This window comes from Pseudomonas sp. Tun-23181, from assembly GCF_057415455.1.
Map to the genome: position 1 here is coordinate 504,257 of NZ_CM171630.1, position 17,862 is coordinate 522,118.

The following is a 17,862-nucleotide window of genomic DNA, read 5'->3' on the forward strand; positions in this document are numbered from 1 at the left end:
GTCTCCCCCGTAGCGGGTTGTGTTTTCAGGCAATACGCACGCTTTCAGGCATACCTGCTTTCGTCATTTTGTTCAGCGCTCGTACCAGGGCCATAGCCTCCGCAACCTGACCATCGTAGTCACGCAGCGTCAGTGAACCCCCGAACAGCTGTTTTACCCGGTACATCGCCGTTTCCGCTATCGAGCGACGATTGTAATCTGTTGTCCATTTCCACCGCGCATTACTCCCGGTCATTCGCTGATTAGCCACTGCACGGTTACGGTCTGCATATTCACCGGGCCAGTAACCCGCACCTTTTCGGGGAGGGATAAGCGCGCTGATTTTCTTACGCCGCAGTTCATCGTGACATAGCCGGGTATCGTAAGCGCCATCGGCGGCGGCTGACCTGATTTTCCGGTGGGTTTGCCGGATTAACCCGGGGAAGGCCTCTGAGTCCGTAACGTTGTTCAGCGACAGGTCAGCGCAGATGATTTCATGTGTTTTACTGTCAACGGCGAGATGCAGCTTACGCCAGATACGGCGGCGTTCCTGGCCATGCTTTTTGACTTTCCACTCGCCTTCACCGAAGACCTTCAGCCCGGTGGAATCAATTACCAGGTGTGCGATTTCACCCCGGGTGGGCGTTTTGAAACTGACATTAACCGACTTTGCCCGCCTGCTGACACAGCTGTAATCCGGGCAGCGTAGCGGAACGTTCATCAGAGAAAAAATGGAATCAATAAAGCCCTGCGCAGCCCGCAGGGTCAGCCTGAATACGCGTTTAATGACCAGCACAGTCGTGATGGCAAGGTCAGAATAGCGCTGAGGTCTGCCTCGTGAAGAAGGTGTTGCTGACTCATACCAGGCCTGAATAGCTTCATCATCCAGCCAGAAAGTTATGGAGCCACGGTTGATGAGGGCTTTATTGTAGGTGGGCCAGTTGGTGATTTTGAACTTTTGCTTTGCCACGGAACGGTCTGCGTTGTCGGGAAGATACGTGATCTGATCCTTCAACTCAGCAAAAGTTCGATTTATTCAACAAAGCCCCTTGCTTTCTGAAAAAGTAGTTATATACTATGAAAAGCGTGGTAATGCTGAAAACTATATCAAAGAAGCCAAATACGACATGGCGGTGGGTCATCTCTTGCTAAAGTCATTTTGGGCGAATGAAGCCGTGTTTCAAATGATGATGCTTTCATATAACCTATTTTTGTTGTTCAAGTTTGATTCCTTGGACTCTTCAGAATACAGACAGCAAATAAAGACCTTTCGTTTGAAGTATGTATTTCTTGCAGCAAAAATAATCAAAACCGCAAGATATGTAATCATGAAGTTGTCGGAAAACTATCCGTACAAGGGAGTGTATGAAAAATGTCTGGTATAATAAGAATATCATCAATAAAATTGAGTGTTGCTCTGTGGATAACTTGCAGAGTTTATTAAGTATCATTGCAGCAAAGATGAAATCAATGATTTATCAAAAATGATTGAAAGGTGGTTGTAAATAATGTTACAATGTGTGAGAAGCAGTCTAAATTCTTCGTGAAATAGTGATTTTTGAAGCTAATAAAAAACACACGTGGAATTTAGGTAGCACTTAATTTGTATGGATATATTGCATTAAGCAAGGGGACGTTATGCGTGTATTAGCCTTATCGGCTGTGTTTTTGGTGGCATCGATTATCGGAATGCCTGCGGTAGCAAAGGAATGGCAAGAAAACAAAAGTTGGAATGCTCACTTTACTGAACATAAATCACAGGGCGTAGTTGTGCTCTGGAATGAGAATAAGCAGCAAGGATTTACCAATAATCTTAAACGGGCGAACCAAGCATTTTTACCCGCATCTACCTTTAAAATTCCCAATAGCTTGATCGCCCTCGATTTGGGCGTGGTTAAGGATGAACACCAAGTCTTTAAGTGGGATGGACATCGGCGCGATATCGCCACTTGGAATCGCGATCATAATCTAATCACCGCGATGAAATATTCAGTTGTGCCTGTTTATCAAGAATTTGCCCGCCAAATTGGCGAGGCACGTATGAGCAAGATGCTACATGCTTTCGATTATGGTAATGAGGACATTTCGGGCAATGTAGACAGTTTCTGGCTCGATGGTGGTATTCGAATTTCGGCCACTGAGCAAATCAGCTTTTTAAGAAAGCTGTATCACAATAAGTTACACGTATCGGAGCGCAGCCAGCGTATTGTCAAACAAGCCATGCTGACCGAAGCCAATGGCGACTATATTATTCGGGCTAAAACGGGATACTCGACTAGAATCGAACCTAAGATTGGCTGGTGGGTCGGTTGGGTTGAACTGGATGATAATGTGTGGTTTTTTGCGATGAATATGGATATGCCCACATCGGATGGTTTAGGGCTGCGCCAAGCCATCACAAAAGAAGTGCTCAAACAGGAAAAAATTATTCCCTAGAAGTGGTTAGCGCGTATTTGTGTGAAATAGCCGTCATATAAGCTGTAAAGATATATGGACAAAATGCTGATGCTCGATGCGCTTGTAGTTAATGGCTCATACTTAATCGGTCAGGCCTAATCGACTTAAGCTCCGCGCGTTAACTTTCAGCCTGAGCATTAGCATCACATTCCTAAACGTAAAAAGCCTAGCCAATTTGCTAGGCTTTTTTGTTATCTAAATGGCCATGGTCACTCAACATGGGGGTGTGAATAAAGGAGTGGCGATGTAAGTAAAGGATAATGCCGCTGCGATAAAGTGCCTAGCCCATCAAGGATTGTAGGCTTTCTTGGCTGCTAAAGCGTTTGACGAAAAAGTCCAAGAAGGCGCTGATATTGGTAAATAATTATGTCGATGCTTGAAGCACGTTACTTCGTGGCAAAGATAAGCGATGCACAGGCCGTGCTCTGCGATGAGGAGCTGGCGACACTGGAAAGGCTGATCCGGAAGGTTGATGATGGCCGCAGAGCAAATGGCAAGAGCTCGCTTACTTGCGTTGTTGTCGAAGAAGATTGGCCGAACTGGCAGCAAACGGTTGACTCTGTACTTTCACTTGCTGACGGGAAAGACAACGATTGGACCAATGCCACACCAGAACAAATCAAGGCCTTTTGGGTCGATGACTCAGTTTGGAAAACTCTGGATGGCCGGGATAAATGGATTGAAGATCTCGACCTGCTGGTGGACGGTTCCCCGGTGGCTTCTGAGTGGGAACCTTTTGGCTTGGAATCAGGGCAGTCTGTCGTCATACGAGGCGGATGGATAGAAGGGAATGCCTTGAGTGATGATGGCGTACCGCTAGTGCAGGCATTCGTCGCTTGGAAACAGGGCCAAGACAACCACTAAAGGAAAATTACTTCGGAAGGGCGGCTATGGCCGCTTTCTTTTTAATATTTACAGCATCACATAATGATACTATGATGTTGTTAATTTACTTGGGGAGGCGCTTATGCTCACTGCTAAATGTATAGGGTGCGGATGCACCGATGATCACGCTTGTGTTGAAAAGGCACTGTTGCAAAGTTAGCGATGAGGCAGCCTTTTGTCTTATTCAAAGGCCTTACATTTCAAAAACTCTGCTTACCAGGCGCATTTCGCCCAGGGGATCACCATAATAAAATGCTGAGGCCTGGCCTTTGCGTAGTGCACGCATCACCTCAATACCTTTGATGGTGGCGTAAGCCGTCTTCATGGATTTAAATCCCAGCGTGGCGCCGATTATCCGTTTCAGTTTGCCATGATCGCATTCAATCACGTTGTTCCGGTACTTAATCTGTCGGTGTTCAACGTCAGACGGGCACCGGCCTTCGCGTTTGAGCAGAGCAAGCGCGCGACCATAGGCGGGCGCTTTATCCGTGTTGATGAATCGCGGGATCTGCCACTTCTTCACGTTGTTGAGGATTTTACCCAGAAACCGGTATGCAGCTTTGCTGTTACGACGGGAGGAGAGATAAAAATCGACAGTGCGGCCCCGGCTGTCGACGGCCCGGTACAGATACGCCCAGCGGCCATTGACCTTCACGTAGGTTTCATCCATGTGCCACGGGCAAAGATCGGAAGGGTTACGCCAGTACCAGCGCAGCCGTTTTTCCATTTCAGGCGCATAACGCTGAACCCAGCGGTAAATCGTGGAGTGATCGACATTCACTCCGCGTTCAGCCAGCATCTCCTGCAGCTCACGGTAACTGATGCCGTATTTGCAGTACCAGCGTACGGCCCACAGAATGATGTCACGCTGAAAATGCCGGCCTTTGAATGGGTTCATGTGCAGCTCCATCAGCAAAAGGGGATGATAAGTTTATCACCACCGACTATTTGCAACAGTGCCCGAAAAACCACGTTAAGAAAGCAACCTTCTGAAAAGGCGACGTTTATCAGTTTTTTTTCCGGCCATAAAGGGGGCGGAAATTATTCCCTGCACGGGTATTCGCAAGGATTTCGGTAGTGCTCTGGCTCTGCCCCCCATAACCTGGCGGACAGAGCATGATTGGGAAAGCGGTACCCTCACGGCAGAAACGATTGACGCAGGCTATATTTCTATTATTCTGGAAATATAGATAAAGGAGGTATTATGGATTTAAACACTGCTGCAAACGCACTTCGAGAACTGGGCCACCCGACACGTCTCAGCATATACCGGGAGCTGGTCAGGGCGGGTCATGAAGGCCTGCCGGTTGGCGAACTGCAGAAGCACCTTGAGATTCCTGCCTCCACGCTCAGCCATCATCTTTCAGCGCTGATATCCGCTGGACGGCACTGTTGCAAATAGTCGGTGGTGATAAACTTATCATCCCCTTTTGCTGATGGAGCTGCACATGAACCCATTCAAAGGCCGGCATTTTCAGCGTGACATCATTCTGTGGGCCGTACGCTGGTACTGCAAATACGGCATCAGTTACCGTGAGCTGCAGGAGATGCTGGCTGAACGCGGAGTGAATGTCGATCACTCCACGATTTACCGCTGGGTTCAGCGTTATGCGCCTGAAATGGAAAAACGGCTGCGCTGGTACTGGCGTAACCCTTCCGATCTTTGCCCGTGGCACATGGATGAAACCTACGTGAAGGTCAATGGCCGCTGGGCGTATCTGTACCGGGCCGTCGACAGCCGGGGCCGCACTGTCGATTTTTATCTCTCCTCCCGTCGTAACAGCAAAGCTGCATACCGGTTTCTGGGTAAAATCCTCAACAACGTGAAGAAGTGGCAGATCCCGCGATTCATCAACACGGATAAAGCGCCCGCCTATGGTCGCGCGCTTGCTCTGCTCAAACGCGAAGGCCGGTGCCCGTCTGACGTTGAACACCGACAGATTAAGTACCGGAACAACGTGATTGAATGCGATCATGGCAAACTGAAACGGATAATCGGCGCCACGCTGGGATTTAAATCCATGAAGACGGCTTACGCCACCATCAAAGGTATTGAGGTGATGCGTGCACTACGCAAAGGCCAGGCCTCAGCATTTTATTATGGTGATCCCCTGGGCGAAATGCGCCTGGTAAGCAGAGTTTTTGAAATGTAAGGCCTTTGAATAAGACAAAAGGCTGCCTCATCGCTAACTTTGCAACAGTGCCCCCGCGAGGGGGTGATGACCCAGCCCCAGGACAGCCTCTGCACCCTCATGCTGGCGGCCGGCAATATCGAAGGCCGGCTGTTCGGCCTGTGCCACCCCGAGCAGTGGGTGCTGGCCTTCCACAGCCGGCCCCAGTACCTGGCCAGCGCCTGGCAGGGGCTGTTGGCCCTGAGCCTGGATGGCGAGGTGCTGGCGGCCAACGACAACGCCTGCCAGTTGCTGCAGGTGCCGCGCCAGGCGCTGCTCGGGCGGCGCAGCAGCGACCTGCTCGGCGAGCGCTCGTCGGCCTTCATCGCCCGCCTGTGGCAGGGCGGGGTGAGCAGCGTGCAGACCGCCAAGGGCGAGTTCTTCTTCCGGGTCCTGCAACTGCCGCGCCATGGCAACCTCAATGGCGCAGCGGGCGTCGGCAAGCCGGCCGCCTCGGCGAAGTCGCCGGCACTGCAGGCCCTGGCCGGCGGCGATGCGCGCCTGGCCCGTGGGCTGCGTATGGCCCGCCAGGGGCTGGCCAATGGCCTGCCGGTGCTGCTGCTGGGCGAGACCGGGACCGGCAAGGAGGTGGTCGCCCGTGCCTTGCACCAGGCCAGCCCGCGTGCCGACAAAGCCTTCGTCGCGGTCAACTGCGCGGCCATCCCCGAAGGCCTGATCGAGTCGGAGCTGTTCGGTTACCGCGAAGGCGCCTTCACCGGCTCGCGCCGGGGCGGCATGGTCGGGCGCCTGATGCAGGCCCATGGCGGCACCCTGTTCCTCGACGAGATCGGCGACATGCCCCTGGCCCTGCAGGCCCGCCTGCTGCGGGTACTGCAGGAGCGCCGGGTGGCGCCGCTGGGGGCTGCCGACGAGCAGGCGATCGATGTGGCGCTGATCTGCGCGACCCACCGCGACCTCAAGCGCCAGGTGGCCGAACAGGCGTTTCGCGAAGACCTGTACTACCGGGTCAACGGCGTGTCCCTGCGTTTGCCGGCGCTGCGCGAGCGCGACGACCTGGCAGGCATCATCGAGGGCCTGCTGGACAAGTTCGGCGCCAAGGGCGTGACCCTCGACCCAGCCCTGGCCGAGCTGCTCGATGGCTTCGACTGGCCGGGCAACATCCGCCAGCTGGAGATGGTGCTGCGCACCGCCCTGGCCATGCGTGAGGACGGTGAACAGGTGCTGGGCCTGGATCATCTTACCGACTGCCTGTTGGACGAGTTGGTCAGCGGCGCGGCGCCCTCCGGCAGCCTGCGCGAGAACGAACTGGAACTGATCCGCGGCGCCCTGGCGCGCCACCAGGGGAATGTCTCGGCCGCCGCCGAGGCGCTGGGCATCAGCCGGGCGACGCTGTACCGCAAGCTCAAGCAGTTGCGCGGCTGAGCCATGGGTGGCCTGTTCGCGCGGCTGGTGGAGTCCAGCGACCCCGTGCTGATGCGCCAGGCCCTGGCCTGGCTGTATGGCTTCGTACGCCCGCAGCGGCAGGCCATCGCCGTGCTGCTGGGGTTGTCGCTGTCCGCCTCGCTGCTGGCCCTGGCCCAGCCGTGGCTGGTCAAGACCCTGATCGACGAGGGCCTGCTGGCACGGGACTACCAGACCCTCTGGCACATGGCGGCGCTGATGATCGGCGCCGGGTTGCTCGGCACCGTGCTGGCGGGCGTCAACCGCTACCTGCACACCCGCTTGTCCGGGCGCATCCTGTTCGCCCTGCGTGATGACCTCTATCGCCACCTGCAGCAGCTGTCGCCGTCGTTCTATGGCCGGCGGCGTACCGGCGACATCCTGTCACGGCTCGATGGCGATGTCGCCGAGATTCAGCGTTTTGCCGTGGATTCACTGTTCTCGGCGGTCTCCAGCGTGATCGGCCTGCTCGGCGCCGTGGGCCTGATGCTGATGCTGTCCTGGCAGTTGTCGCTGCTGCTGGCGCTGTTGATCCCCATCGAGGTGCTGTGGCTGCGCTGGATGCGGCGCAAGGTCGAGCGCGAGGTGCGCAGCCTGCGCGAGCGTTCGGCGGACGTGTCGTCGTTCCTGGTCGAGACGCTGCCGGCGATGAAGTTCATCCAGGCCGCCGGCCAGCAACGGCGCGAGGCTGGGCGCCTGGAGCAACTGGGCCAGGGCTACATGGGGCAATTGCTCAAGGTGCAGGTCACCGAATTCTTCACCCAGGCCGTGCCGGGCACGCTGACCTCCCTGTGCCGTGCCTGCGCTTTCCTGGTTGGCGGCTGGTGGGTGATCCAGGGCACCTGGCAGTTGGGCGCGCTGATCGCCTTTTCCACTTACCTGGGCATGGCCGTCGGCCCGGTGCAGAGCCTGCTGGGGCTGTACGTGGCGGTGCAGCGCATGGCGGTCAGCCTGGGGCGGGTGATGGAGCTCAAGCAGGAGCCGCTGGCGGTACGCGAGGCGCAGGCGCCGCGGCCGATGCCGGAGGGGCCGGGCGAACTGCGCCTGGAGGCCGTGGACTTCGCCCATGCCGGGCGCCAGGGCGCGGTACTGCGCGGCGTGCAGGTACGCATCCCCGGTGGCCTCAAGGTCGCCATCAGCGGCGCCTCGGGGGTGGGCAAGTCGACCTTGATCGACCTGCTGCAACGCTTCTACGACCCGGACGCCGGGCGTATCCTGCTCGACGGCGCCGACCTGCGCGAACTGGACCTGGCCGCCCTGCGCCGGCGTATCGCCGTGGTCAGCCAGGACATCGTCCTGTTTCGCGGTACCCTGGCGCAGAACTTGGCCTACAGCAGCCCACAGGCCAGCCGCGCGGAACTGGAGCGGGTGGTGCGCCTGACCCGCCTGGACAGCCTGGTGGACAGCCTGCCGCTGGGCCTGGATGGCCTGCTGGGCGAACGTGGCCAGCAGCTTTCCGGTGGCCAGAAGCAACGCATCGCCATCGCCCGGGCGCTGTTGCAGGATCCGGCGATCCTGGTGCTCGACGAAGCCACCTCGGCGGTGGACGAAGCCACCGAGCGCGAGGTGATCGCCGCCATCGACCAGCTGTTCGCCGGGCGCACGCGTATCCTCATCAGCCACCGTGCCTCGACCCTGGCCGACGCCGACCTGCACCTGCACCTGGGCGATGGCCAGTTGCGCGTGCTGCCCCAGGCGATGGCCGACAAATGACCGGTCAAGCCTGCATCGGCATGATCGACAGCGGCTGTTCGCCCGGGCAGGCCCTGGCGCTGCGTGCGGCGCGGCGCTTTTGGCTCGACGACGGCGTGCTGCGCGAAGGCCCAGCGCTGCCCGACCAACTGGGGCATGGCAGTGCCGTGCTGGGCTGCTTGCAGACGCAAGCCGGCGACATGCCGGTGCTGCTGGCCCAGGTATTCGGTCAGCAGTGGAGCACCAGTGCCCTGCAGGTGGCCGCGGCGTTGCTGTGGTTGGTGGAGCAGGGCGCAAGCGTGATCAATCTCAGCCTGGGCTTGCACCAGGACCGGCCCGTGCTGCGCCAGGCCTGCGACGAAGCCCTGGCGACCGGTGCGCTGTTGTGCGCCTCCAGCCCGGCGCGTGGCGGGCCGGTGTACCCGGCGAGCTACCCGGGCGTGCTGCGCATCACCGGCGATGCCCGTTGCGCGCCAGGGCAATGGTCGTGGCTGGGCAGTGCCCAGGCGGATGTCGGTGGCTATGTCGGCGGCCAAGGGCTGGCCGGGGCGAGCCTGGCTTGCGCGGCAGTGAGTGGGCAGGTCGCTGCCTGGCTGCGCGAGTGCCCGTGCCTGGACCGCCAGCAGGTCGTGGAGCGGCTGCGGGCGGGCGCTTGCTTCATCGGCCCGGAGCGGCGAGGTGGCCGCGATGGCTGAAGCGCGGATCCTGGTGCTGGGCGCCGGCCCTGCTGGTGCGGCCACCGCCATTGGCTTGCGCCGGTTGGGTTACCCGGTCACGGTGGTCTGCGACTGGCGTCGTTTCTCCGCGGTGGAGGGCGTGTCCCAGCGGGTGCTCGAAGGGCTGCGCCATGCCGGGCTCGCCGGCGGGCTGGCCGAGGCGGCGATAGCGGCGACGCGACAGGTACGCTGGAACGGCGAGCACCTGCAACTGAACCAGGAGTTCCTGCTCGACCGCCAGCGCTTCGACCAGGCCCTGCGCGATGACTTGCAGTTGGCCGGGGTGAGGTTGGTCGAGGGCCGGGTGCGCGAGGTCATGCGCGAGGATGGCCACCAGGTGCGGCTGGATGATGGCCAACTGCTGCAGGCCGATTTCCTGGTCGAGGCCCGTGGCCGCCAGGCACCTCTGGCCGCCGACCGGCTGCGCGGCCCGGAGACCGTCAGCCTGCTCAACCTCTGGCAGTCCACGCCGGGCACGCCGGCCTCGGCGGTCGAGAGCCTGGACGATGGCTGGGCATGGATGGCGCGCCTGGCCGATGGCCGCTGCTACTGGCAGATCACCCTGGATGCCGGTACGGCGCAATTGCCGGGCAAGGCGGCACTGCCCGCGTACTGCGCCGAACGGCGCCGGCGCTCGGCGCTGGTGGCCGGGTTCTTCGACGAGCGCGCGCTGTTGCCAGCTGCCGTGCATGCGCGCAGCAGCACGGCGATCCTGGCGGGCGAGTGCAGTGGTGGCGACTGGTTGCGCGTGGGGGATGCGGCCATGGCCGTGGACCCCCTGTCGGGGAATGGGATTTTCCAGTCGCTGTCCTCGGCGTTGCAGGCTCCGGCGGTGATCAACACGCTGCTGCGCGAGCCACGGCGGGAGGCCTTGGCGCGGCGTTTTCACCAGGAGCGTATCGAGCAGTTGTTCCTGCGTTTTGCCCGGATCGGGCGGGATTTCTATGCCCAGGAGCAGGCCCGCGGCGAGCATGCGTTCTGGGCCCGGCGGCGCGCCTGGCCGGATGATCGGCCGGTGCACGCCGAGGCCGATTGGCAGGCCGTGCGGGTGGAGCGCCGGCCGGTGCTGCGCGATGGCTGGGTGGACGAGGCAGAGGTGGTGGTTACCCAGGACCAGCCACTGGGGATCTGGCACCTGCAGGGCATCGAGCTGGCGCCGCTGGTGCGCCAGGTGCAGGCGGGCGGGCCGTTGGATGCGCTGCTGAAGCCATTGACCATGCAGCAGCGGGCGATGGTGAAGGGATGGCTGGTTGGGCAGGGGTATCGGTGAGGGACCCGGGGGCTGCTTTGCAGCCTATCGCCGGCCCCCCACAGGGTGCTCGAGTCGATCACAAGTAATGTGGTTTGCAGGGGCCCGTGGGAGCAGCTTGCCCGCGATCAAGGGCGTAGCCCTTGCCATAGTCGGTGGTGTCAGGGCTGGCCCAATCGCCGGCAAGCCGGCTCCCACAGGGTGCTCGAGTCGATCACAAGTAATGTGGTTTGCAGGGCCCGTGGGAGCGGGCTTGCCCGCGATCAAGGGCGTGGCCCTTGCCATATGTCGGTGGTGTCAGGGCTGGCCCAATCGCCGGCAAGCCGGCTCCCACAGGGCGGTCGAGTCGATCACAAGTAATGTGGTTTGCAGGGGCCTGTGGGAGCGGGCTTGCCCGCGATCAAGGGCGTGGCCCTTGCCATATGTCGGTGGTGTCAGGGCTGGCCCAATCGCCGGCAAGCCGGCTCCCACAGGGTGCTCGAGTCGATCACAAGTAATGTGGTTTGCAGGGGCCCGTGGGAGCGGGCTTGCCCGCGATCAAGGGCGTAGCCCTTGCCATATGTCGGTGGTGTCAGGACAGGCCCCAAGTTCTCCTGCCTAGAAGAAGGTCCCGACCAGCAGTTGCAGGTAGGTCCCGGTATCGCGCCCCCCCAACTGCACCCCACCCCTGTCGGCACTGCGCTCCGGCTTGTAGAACCCCACCACCGGGCTGATCAGCAGGTGGTCGTTGACCATCCATTCCAGGTACAGGTCGAGCTCCCGGCCGCCCAGGTTGCCTCGGTCAGTCTCCAGGGTGTCGAAGTCGAAGTACAGCGCACCCAGGGTCACGTTGTCCCGCGGCGTGACCTTGAGCCCCACGTGGTGCACCTGGCTGTTGCTGTTGAACGGCCCGGCGTAGTTGCCTGCCACCTCGCCCTGGAACCAGGTGCCGTAGCCACGGCTCAAGCCATAGAACAGCGGGTCGAAGTCCTCGGAAAAGCGGCTGTAGCGGTAGGTGGCGGTGGGCGACCAGGGCAGTTCGGAGAAGGTCCAGTTGCCCTCCAGGTACCAGGCGTTCTCGCGCCCGCCGCTGCGGTCCTGGGTCACGTATTCGGCTGCCACCTCCAGGTGCTCGACGCCCAGGCTGCCGCGCCCGCGCAGGCTGACGGTGTCCATGCCGTCGCGGTGCTCCAGGCCCATGATCCGGGCATAGCGCTGATCGACATCCAGGCCGCGGATCCAGCTCAGGCCCAGGGTCCCGGCATCGTTCACATGCTCGAGGTTGGCGACCGCCAGGGAGGTGTCGGCCTGGTAGTGGTTGTCCGACTTGAGCCACATCAGGTCGCCGCGCCAGCCCTGGTTGCCGCCCAGGCGCAGCACGGCAGTGCGGTCGAAGGCCTTGCGCCCGGCCAGGTAGTAGGCGCCGCCGCGGTTGAAGTTGGCGCCCAGGTCGACCTTGCCCAGGTTGACCGGGTCGCCCTGGATCAGGAAGCCGTCGCCCAGGGTCACGAGCTGGCGGCCGCCGGAAATATCGACACCGTCCTCGCCCAGGGCCGGGAACAGGTCGCCCGATCGCCAGCCCAGGTAGGCATCCTCCACGGCGGTGCGGCGTTCGTCGCCCAGGCTGAGGCCCGCGGCATCGCCGTCGCCCCAGGTGGCCGAGCTGAGCAGGCTGAAGCCGCCGTACAGGGTGCTGTTGCCCGCCAGCGCCTGGCTGCCGCTCAAGCCGTACTTGACGTAGCCCTCGCGCCAGGCGCTGCTGCCGGGCTGGCGGTTGCCGGCCTGGTCGAAGCTTTCGTCGCTGTGGAACACACCGAACAGGGCTTCGAGGTCGGCGTTGAGGACCGTACCGTCCTGGTTGTAGAGCTCATGGGCGTTGGCCAGTTGCAGGGTCGAGGCCAGCAGGACGGCCAAGGGAAGGGGATGGATTCGAATCATCGGGGATGCTCCATTGTTCTTGTTCTGGTCGCGCGATGGTTGTGTCGAATCAGAGCTTGATCAGCACGGACTTGAGCTCGGTGTAGTGCTCGATCGCCGCCGCGCCCATCTCGCGGCCGACCCCGGAGAGCTTGTAGCCGCCGAACGGCAGGGCCGGGTCCAGGGCGCTGTGGCAGTTGACCCACACCGAACCGGACTTGATGCGGGGGATCATCCGGTGCACCGCGCCCAGGTCGTTGGACCAGATGCTCGCCCCCAGGCCATAGGGGTTGTCGTTGGCGAGCCTGACCACCTCGTCGAGGTCATCGAACGGCATGGCCACCAGCACCGGGCCGAAGATCTCCTCCTGCACCAGGCGATGACGCTGGTCGACATCGACGATCACCGTCGGTTTGACGAAATAGCCCGGGCCGAAACCTTCGCCGCCGCAGGCGATGGTGGCGCCCAGCTCGCGCCCCAGGTCGATGTAGCCGGTGACCCGGTCCTGCTGCTTGGCCGAGATCAACGGGCCCATCTGCACGGTCGGGTCCAGGCCATTGCCGAGCTTCATGCCGTTGGCGATGCCGGCGATGTCGGCGACCACGTTGTCGAAGTGTTTGCGGTGCACGTACAGCCGCGAGCCTGCGCAGCACACCTGGCCCTGGTTGAAGAAGATCGCTGTGGCGGCGCCGGCGGCGGCCTCCTGCAGGTTGGCGTCGGGCATGACGATGGTCGGCGACTTGCCGCCCAGCTCCAGGGTGACCCGGGTCATGTTGTCCATCGCGGCCTTGCCGATCAGCTTGCCGACTTCGGTGGAGCCGGTGAAGGTCAGCTTGTCCACGCCGGGGTGGCGGCTCAGGGCGGCGCCGGCGTTGAGGCCGGTGCCGGTGATCACGTTGAACACCCCGGCCGGGTAGCCGGCTTCGTCGACCAGCTCGGCCAGCTTCAGGGCGGTCAGCGGAGTCTCGTCGGCCGGCTTGAGCACCAGGGTGCAGCCGGTGGCCAGGGCCGGGCCGAGCTTCCAGCAGGCCAGCAGCAGGGGGAAGTTCCAGGCGACGATGGCGCCGACCACGCCCACCGCTTCGCGGCGGACGAAGGCATGGAACTGCTCGTTGGGCATCAGCGGCAGGGAGGGCTCGACCGTGCTGCCTTCGACCTTGGTGGCCCAGCCGGCCATGTAGCGCATGAAATCGATGGCCAGTTGCACGTCCATGGCCTGGGCCACGGCGGCGCTCTTGCCGTTGTTCAGGCATTCCAGCTCGGCCAGCACTTGGGCGTCGCGTTGCATCAGGTCGGCCAGGCGCCACAGCAGGTTCTGCCGTTCGCGGGGGCGCAGGCGGCTCCAGGGCGAGTCGTCGAAGGCCTGGCGAGCCGCCTCGACAGCCCGGTCCACGTCGTCCTGGTCGGCCGCGGGTACCTCGCCGAGGACCGCCCCGCTGGCTGGGTTGCGCAAACTCAAGGTGCGGCCGCTGGCGGCGTCCTGCCAGCCGGCGCCGATGCGCATCTGCAGCTTGCGCTCGAGGAAGGCGCGGGTGGCGGGGAGGATGGGCAGTTCGGAAAGCATGATGCGATGCCTCTTGTCATTGGGTGTGACGAGCAAGTGCGCAATGGCCGTGCCAATGCCGCCGATGGTGGGCAATGGCTTGAGTGGCAAGGGTTTTCTCCTGGCGCGGGGGAGAAGGGCGGGGACTATGCTGTTGCACATTGAGACACGTTGAGACGGGGGTGAAACAGTGACTGAGCGGTGCCTGTATTCGCGGGCAAGCCCGCTCCCACAGGGTTTGCGGTGCGCTTTGGCGCGGCCCCTGTCTCACACTGAAACAGCCTGTCGCGAAATGGGACGTTCCGACTCGCGGGCGGCTGCCGGGAATTGCCCGGCGAAATCGTCCAACCCTTTGAAGCGAAAGCTTTTAACCAGTACTGGCACAGTTCCTGTATCAGCACCGTCACATGCACCTGCGGTATCAGAGCGTGCGAAAACGATAAGAACAACACCGTGGAGGTCTGACCTTGAAGACGACTCGACTCCGGCGGCATGCGGGCAAACTGGCGCTGGTCGCCGCCGCACTGCTGAGCACCCAGGCCATGGCGGCCGAGCAGGGCCCGAGCTTGTTGCAATCCAAGTGCATGGGGTGCCATATCCCCGAAGGCAACGACAGCTACAGCCGCATCAGCCACCAGCGCAAGACCCCGGAAGGCTGGCTGATGAGCATCGCGCGCATGCAGGTGATGCATGGCGTGCAGATCAGCGACGAAGAGCGCCGCACCCTGGTCAAGTACCTGGCCGACAAGCAGGGCCTGGCGCCCCGCGAGACCGACGGTGTGCGCTATGCCATGGAGCGCCGGCTCAACACCGTCGAGCACTTCGACGACCGCTTCAGCCAGATGTGCGGACGCTGCCACTCCGGCGCCCGGGTCGCCTTGCAGCGGCGTCCGGCCAAGGAATGGGAACACCTGGTCAACTTCCACCTCGGCCAGTGGCCGTCCCTCGAATACCAGGCCCAGGCGCGCGACCGCGACTGGCTGGGCATCGCCCTCAAGGAGATGGTGCCGGACCTGGCCAAGCGCTTCCCGCTCGATGACCCCGCCTGGGCCGAATGGCAGAAGGCCAAGCCCAAGGCCGAGGCACTGCCCGGGCAGTGGGCGTTCAGCGGCCACATGCTCGCCAAGGGCGATGTGCGTGGCGTGATGACCGTCACCGCCGATGCCGGCGATACCTTCAAGGTCGAGGTCAAGGGCCGCTATGCCGACGGCACGCCGTTCAATGGCAGCGGTTCGGCGATCCTCTACAACGGCTACGAGTGGCGCGGCAACGTGAAGGTCGGCGATGCCAACCTGCGCCAGGTCTTCGCCGCCCTCGACGGCGAGATGAAGGGCCGTATGTTCGAGGCCGAGCACGACGAGCGCGGCCTGGATTTCAGCGCGGTGAAAGCGGGCAAGGCACGCCTGCTGGCCGTGCAGCCGGCGTTCATCAAGGCCGGTGGCGAAAGCGAGATCACCCTGGTCGGCAGTGGCCTGTCGGGCAAGCCGGTGCTCGGTGCCGGTGTCGAGGTGATCGAAGTGCTGGAGTCGACCCCGACCCTGGTGCGGGTCAAGGCCCGTGCGGCCGCCAACGCCGCGCCCGGCCTGCGCGAAGTCGCCGTGGGCGCGCTCAAGGGCGTGAACCTGGCGGTGTACGACAAGGTCGAGGAAGTCAAGGTGGTGCCGGCGTTCTCCATCGCCCGTATCGGCGAGAACGGTGGCTCCACGCCCAAGGTCCAGGGCCGCTTCGAGGCCGAGGCCTGGGGCAAGGATGCCAACGGCCAGCCGCTGCGCATCGGCTACCTGCCGGCCAAGTGGAAGGTCGAGCCGTTCAACGAGCGGGCGGCCGAGGACGAGGATGTGAAGTTCGCAGGGACCATGCAGGCCGACGGCGTCTTCATGCCAGCCGGCGCCGGCCCCAACCCTGAGCGCAAGATGATGACCAACAACGCCGGCAACCTGAAGGTCATCGCCGAACTCGAGGACGGCGGGCAGAAGGGCGAAGGCCACATGATCGTCACCGTACAGCGCTGGAACAACCCGCCCTTGCCATAAGGGCCGCTTGTCGTGCACGCCACCAGAACGGGCTGAAACATCGAGAGGTCGCCATGGGCGCACTATTGAACCTGGTCGAACGCAACCTGCACGAAGTGCAGGTGGATGCCGACCGCATGCTCTTCCACATCCCCAGCAGCTCGCTGTTCGCCGCCGACGCGGTGACCGGCGGGATCATCGACACCCTACGCCAGCAAGGCTGCCGCGCCGAGGACCTGGTGCAGCGCCTGGGCCGGCGTTTCGCCGACCAGCAGATCCAGGAGACCCTGCGCGAGCTGATCGCCCTGGAACTGGTCAGCGACGGCTCGCCGCTGACCCCTGAAATCGCGCTCAGGCAGGTCGAGCGCACCGCGCTGAACACCGTGGTGCTCAACGTCAACACCGGTTGCAACCTCAGTTGCACCTACTGTTACAAGGAGGACCTCGACAAACCCTCCGCCGGCAAGAAGATGAGCACCGCCACCGCCGAGGCCTCGGTGGAGATGCTGCTCAAGGAGTCGCCGGACGAAGAGCGCTACAGCGTGGTGTTCTTCGGCGGCGAGCCGCTGTCCAACCGGGCGCTGATCGAGCACATGGTCGCGTACTGCGAGCGGCGCTTCGCCGAGGCGGGCAAGCAGGTGGAGTTCATCATGACCACCAACGCCACGCTGCTCACCGAAGAGATCGTCGATTGGCTCGATGCCCATCGTTTCGGCCTGTCGGTGAGCATCGACGGGCCGAAGACCGTGCACGACCGCAACCGCATCACCGTGGGCGGGCAGGGCACCTACGACGTGGTACGGCGCAAGGCCGACATGCTGCTGTCGCGTTACCGCAGCCGGCCGGTCGGCGCCCGGGTCACCCTGACCCGTGGCATCACCGATGTGGAAACCATCTGGAACCACCTGTTCAACGAGCTGGGGTTCGCCGAGGTGGGCTTCGCCCCGGTCACCTCCGGCGACATGGCCGCCTTCAACTTGACCAGCGAGGAACTGGTGCAGGTCTTCGCCAACATGAAGGCCCTGGGCCGGCGCTACCTGGAGGCGGCGCTGGAGCACCGCAACATCGGCTTCTCCAACCTGCACCAGCTGATCACCGACATCCACGAAGGGCACAAGAAGGCCCTGCCATGCGGCGCCGGGCTGAAGATGCTGGCGGTCGACCATGAGGGCGAGCTGAACCTGTGCCACCGCTTCACCGGTTCCAGCCTGCCGACCTTCGGCAACGTGCACCAGGGCGTGCAGCAGGCGCAGCTCAACGACTTCCTGTCCCAGCGCCTGGACCGCAGTGGCACCGGCTGCGACAGCTGCCGCATCCGCAACCTGTGTTCGGGGGGCTGCTACCACGAAAGCTACGCCCGCTACGGCGATCCCCAGCATCCGACCTACCACTACTGCGAACTGATGCGCGACTGGGTCGACTTCGGCATCGAGGTCTACAGCCGCATCATGGCCGCCAACCCGGCCTTCATCGATCGCTACATCACTCCGCGGAAGGCGCACTGACATGAAGCACTTGAAGCCCCTGAACAACAAGGCTCGCATCCTCGAACAGGCCGCCGCCGAAGACCGCGTGGAAGAGGTCATGGCCATGAGCGCGGTGGCCGGTTGCACCGCCACCACCGACCCGGGCTGGGAAGTGGACGCCTTCGGTGGCGTCACCTCCCTGTGCCAGCCGATGGAGGCCGACCTGTACGGCTGCTCCGACCCTTGCTGGTGGCCGGCCCAGGTGCCGGACATGATGAGTACTTACCAGGACTGGAACGCCCAGGCGAGCAACTCGCAGGACGACTGGCGCAACCTCGGCACCGTGTTCCCGAAAGACAAGTGATCGGCCCGACAAGAACGACAAGGGGAAACCG

The 17,862-nt window shown here is 62.1% G+C and carries 14 protein-coding genes and 2 pseudogenes; 12 read left to right on the forward strand and 4 right to left on the reverse strand.

From position 1 onward, the window contains the following. Positions 1–25: 25 nt before the first annotated feature. Positions 26–949 (reverse strand): IS5-like element IS903B family transposase, encoded by a 924-nt coding sequence (locus ACDI39_RS02780; RefSeq protein ID WP_001118619.1) that lies wholly within the window; start codon positions 947–949, stop codon positions 26–28. Between the two features lie 76 nt (positions 950–1,025). On the opposite strand from ACDI39_RS02780, the pseudogene ACDI39_RS02785 reads away from it, so the two are divergent. From ACDI39_RS02785 to ACDI39_RS02795, 3 genes and pseudogenes are all read left to right on the forward strand, one after another. Further along, positions 1,026–1,364 (forward strand): annotated as a pseudogene (locus ACDI39_RS02785) (transposase); the annotation flags it as partial. Between the two features lie 253 nt (positions 1,365–1,617). After that, positions 1,618–2,415 (forward strand): OXA-48 family carbapenem-hydrolyzing class D beta-lactamase OXA-204, encoded by a 798-nt coding sequence (locus ACDI39_RS02790; protein ID WP_032495449.1) that lies wholly within the window; start codon positions 1,618–1,620, stop codon positions 2,413–2,415. 387 nt (positions 2,416–2,802) lie between these two features. Continuing rightward, a complete protein-coding gene (locus ACDI39_RS02795; RefSeq protein ID WP_000062185.1) occupies positions 2,803–3,300 on the forward strand; it encodes a hypothetical protein in 498 nt (165 codons plus the stop codon). Positions 3,301–3,514: 214 nt separating this feature from the next. Here the strand turns inward: ACDI39_RS02795 and ACDI39_RS02800 are convergent, their stop codons facing one another. Beyond that, entirely contained in the window at positions 3,515–4,219 is a 705-nt protein-coding gene (locus ACDI39_RS02800; RefSeq protein ID WP_001067855.1) for an IS6-like element IS26 family transposase, read from the reverse strand. Positions 4,220–4,525: 306 nt separating this feature from the next. On the opposite strand from ACDI39_RS02800, the gene ACDI39_RS02805 reads away from it, so the two are divergent. The 6 genes and pseudogenes from ACDI39_RS02805 to qhpG all read left to right on the forward strand — a co-directional run bounded on the left by ACDI39_RS02805 (position 4,526) and on the right by qhpG (position 10,571). Then, entirely contained in the window at positions 4,526–4,723 is a 198-nt protein-coding gene (locus tag ACDI39_RS02805) for an ArsR/SmtB family transcription factor (protein ID WP_000365431.1), read from the forward strand. 46 nt (positions 4,724–4,769) lie between these two features. Then, positions 4,770–5,474 carry an IS6-like element IS26 family transposase gene (locus ACDI39_RS02810; protein WP_001067855.1) on the forward strand — a complete coding sequence of 235 codons (705 nt, stop codon included), beginning with the start codon at positions 4,770–4,772 and terminating at the stop codon, positions 5,472–5,474. Positions 5,475–5,528: 54 nt separating this feature from the next. Further along, positions 5,529–6,875 (forward strand): annotated as a pseudogene (locus ACDI39_RS02815) (sigma-54-dependent Fis family transcriptional regulator); the annotation flags it as partial. Between the two features lie 3 nt (positions 6,876–6,878). Next, positions 6,879–8,606: an ABC transporter ATP-binding protein gene (locus ACDI39_RS02820; protein WP_225790704.1), complete on the forward strand. Its 1,728-nt coding sequence runs from the start codon at positions 6,879–6,881 to the stop codon at positions 8,604–8,606. After that, positions 8,603–9,280: a subtilisin-like serine protease QhpE gene (gene qhpE / locus ACDI39_RS02825; protein WP_225790703.1), complete on the forward strand. Its 678-nt coding sequence runs from the start codon at positions 8,603–8,605 to the stop codon at positions 9,278–9,280. The genes ACDI39_RS02820 and qhpE overlap by 4 nt, the downstream gene beginning before the upstream one ends. After that, positions 9,273–10,571, forward strand: a complete 1,299-nt coding sequence (gene qhpG, locus ACDI39_RS02830) for a flavin-dependent monooxygenase QhpG (protein WP_225790702.1) — start codon at positions 9,273–9,275, stop codon at positions 10,569–10,571. The genes qhpE and qhpG overlap by 8 nt, the downstream gene beginning before the upstream one ends. 576 nt (positions 10,572–11,147) lie before the next feature. On the opposite strand, the gene ACDI39_RS02835 is transcribed toward qhpG, so the two are convergent. Then, positions 11,148–12,467 (reverse strand): alginate export family protein, encoded by a 1,320-nt coding sequence (locus tag ACDI39_RS02835; protein ID WP_486537565.1) that lies wholly within the window; start codon positions 12,465–12,467, stop codon positions 11,148–11,150. 49 nt (positions 12,468–12,516) lie between these two features. Then, positions 12,517–14,010, reverse strand: coding sequence for an aldehyde dehydrogenase family protein (locus ACDI39_RS02840; protein ID WP_225790700.1), 1,494 nt, complete (start codon positions 14,008–14,010; stop codon positions 12,517–12,519). A gap of 446 nt (positions 14,011–14,456) precedes the next feature. On the opposite strand from ACDI39_RS02840, the gene peaA reads away from it, so the two are divergent. The 3 genes from peaA to qhpC are packed head-to-tail and all read left to right on the forward strand — an operon-like array spanning position 14,457 to position 17,831. Beyond that, a complete protein-coding gene (gene peaA, locus ACDI39_RS02845; protein ID WP_486537568.1) occupies positions 14,457–16,022 on the forward strand; it encodes a quinohemoprotein amine dehydrogenase subunit alpha in 1,566 nt (521 codons plus the stop codon). A gap of 53 nt (positions 16,023–16,075) precedes the next feature. Next, positions 16,076–17,506 carry a quinohemoprotein amine dehydrogenase maturation protein gene (gene peaB, locus ACDI39_RS02850; protein WP_225790698.1) on the forward strand — a complete coding sequence of 477 codons (1,431 nt, stop codon included), beginning with the start codon at positions 16,076–16,078 and terminating at the stop codon, positions 17,504–17,506. 1 nt (position 17,507) lies between these two features. Beyond that, entirely contained in the window at positions 17,508–17,831 is a 324-nt protein-coding gene (qhpC, locus tag ACDI39_RS02855) for a quinohemoprotein amine dehydrogenase subunit gamma (protein WP_225790697.1), read from the forward strand. The last annotated feature ends 31 nt before the right edge of the window (positions 17,832–17,862 follow it).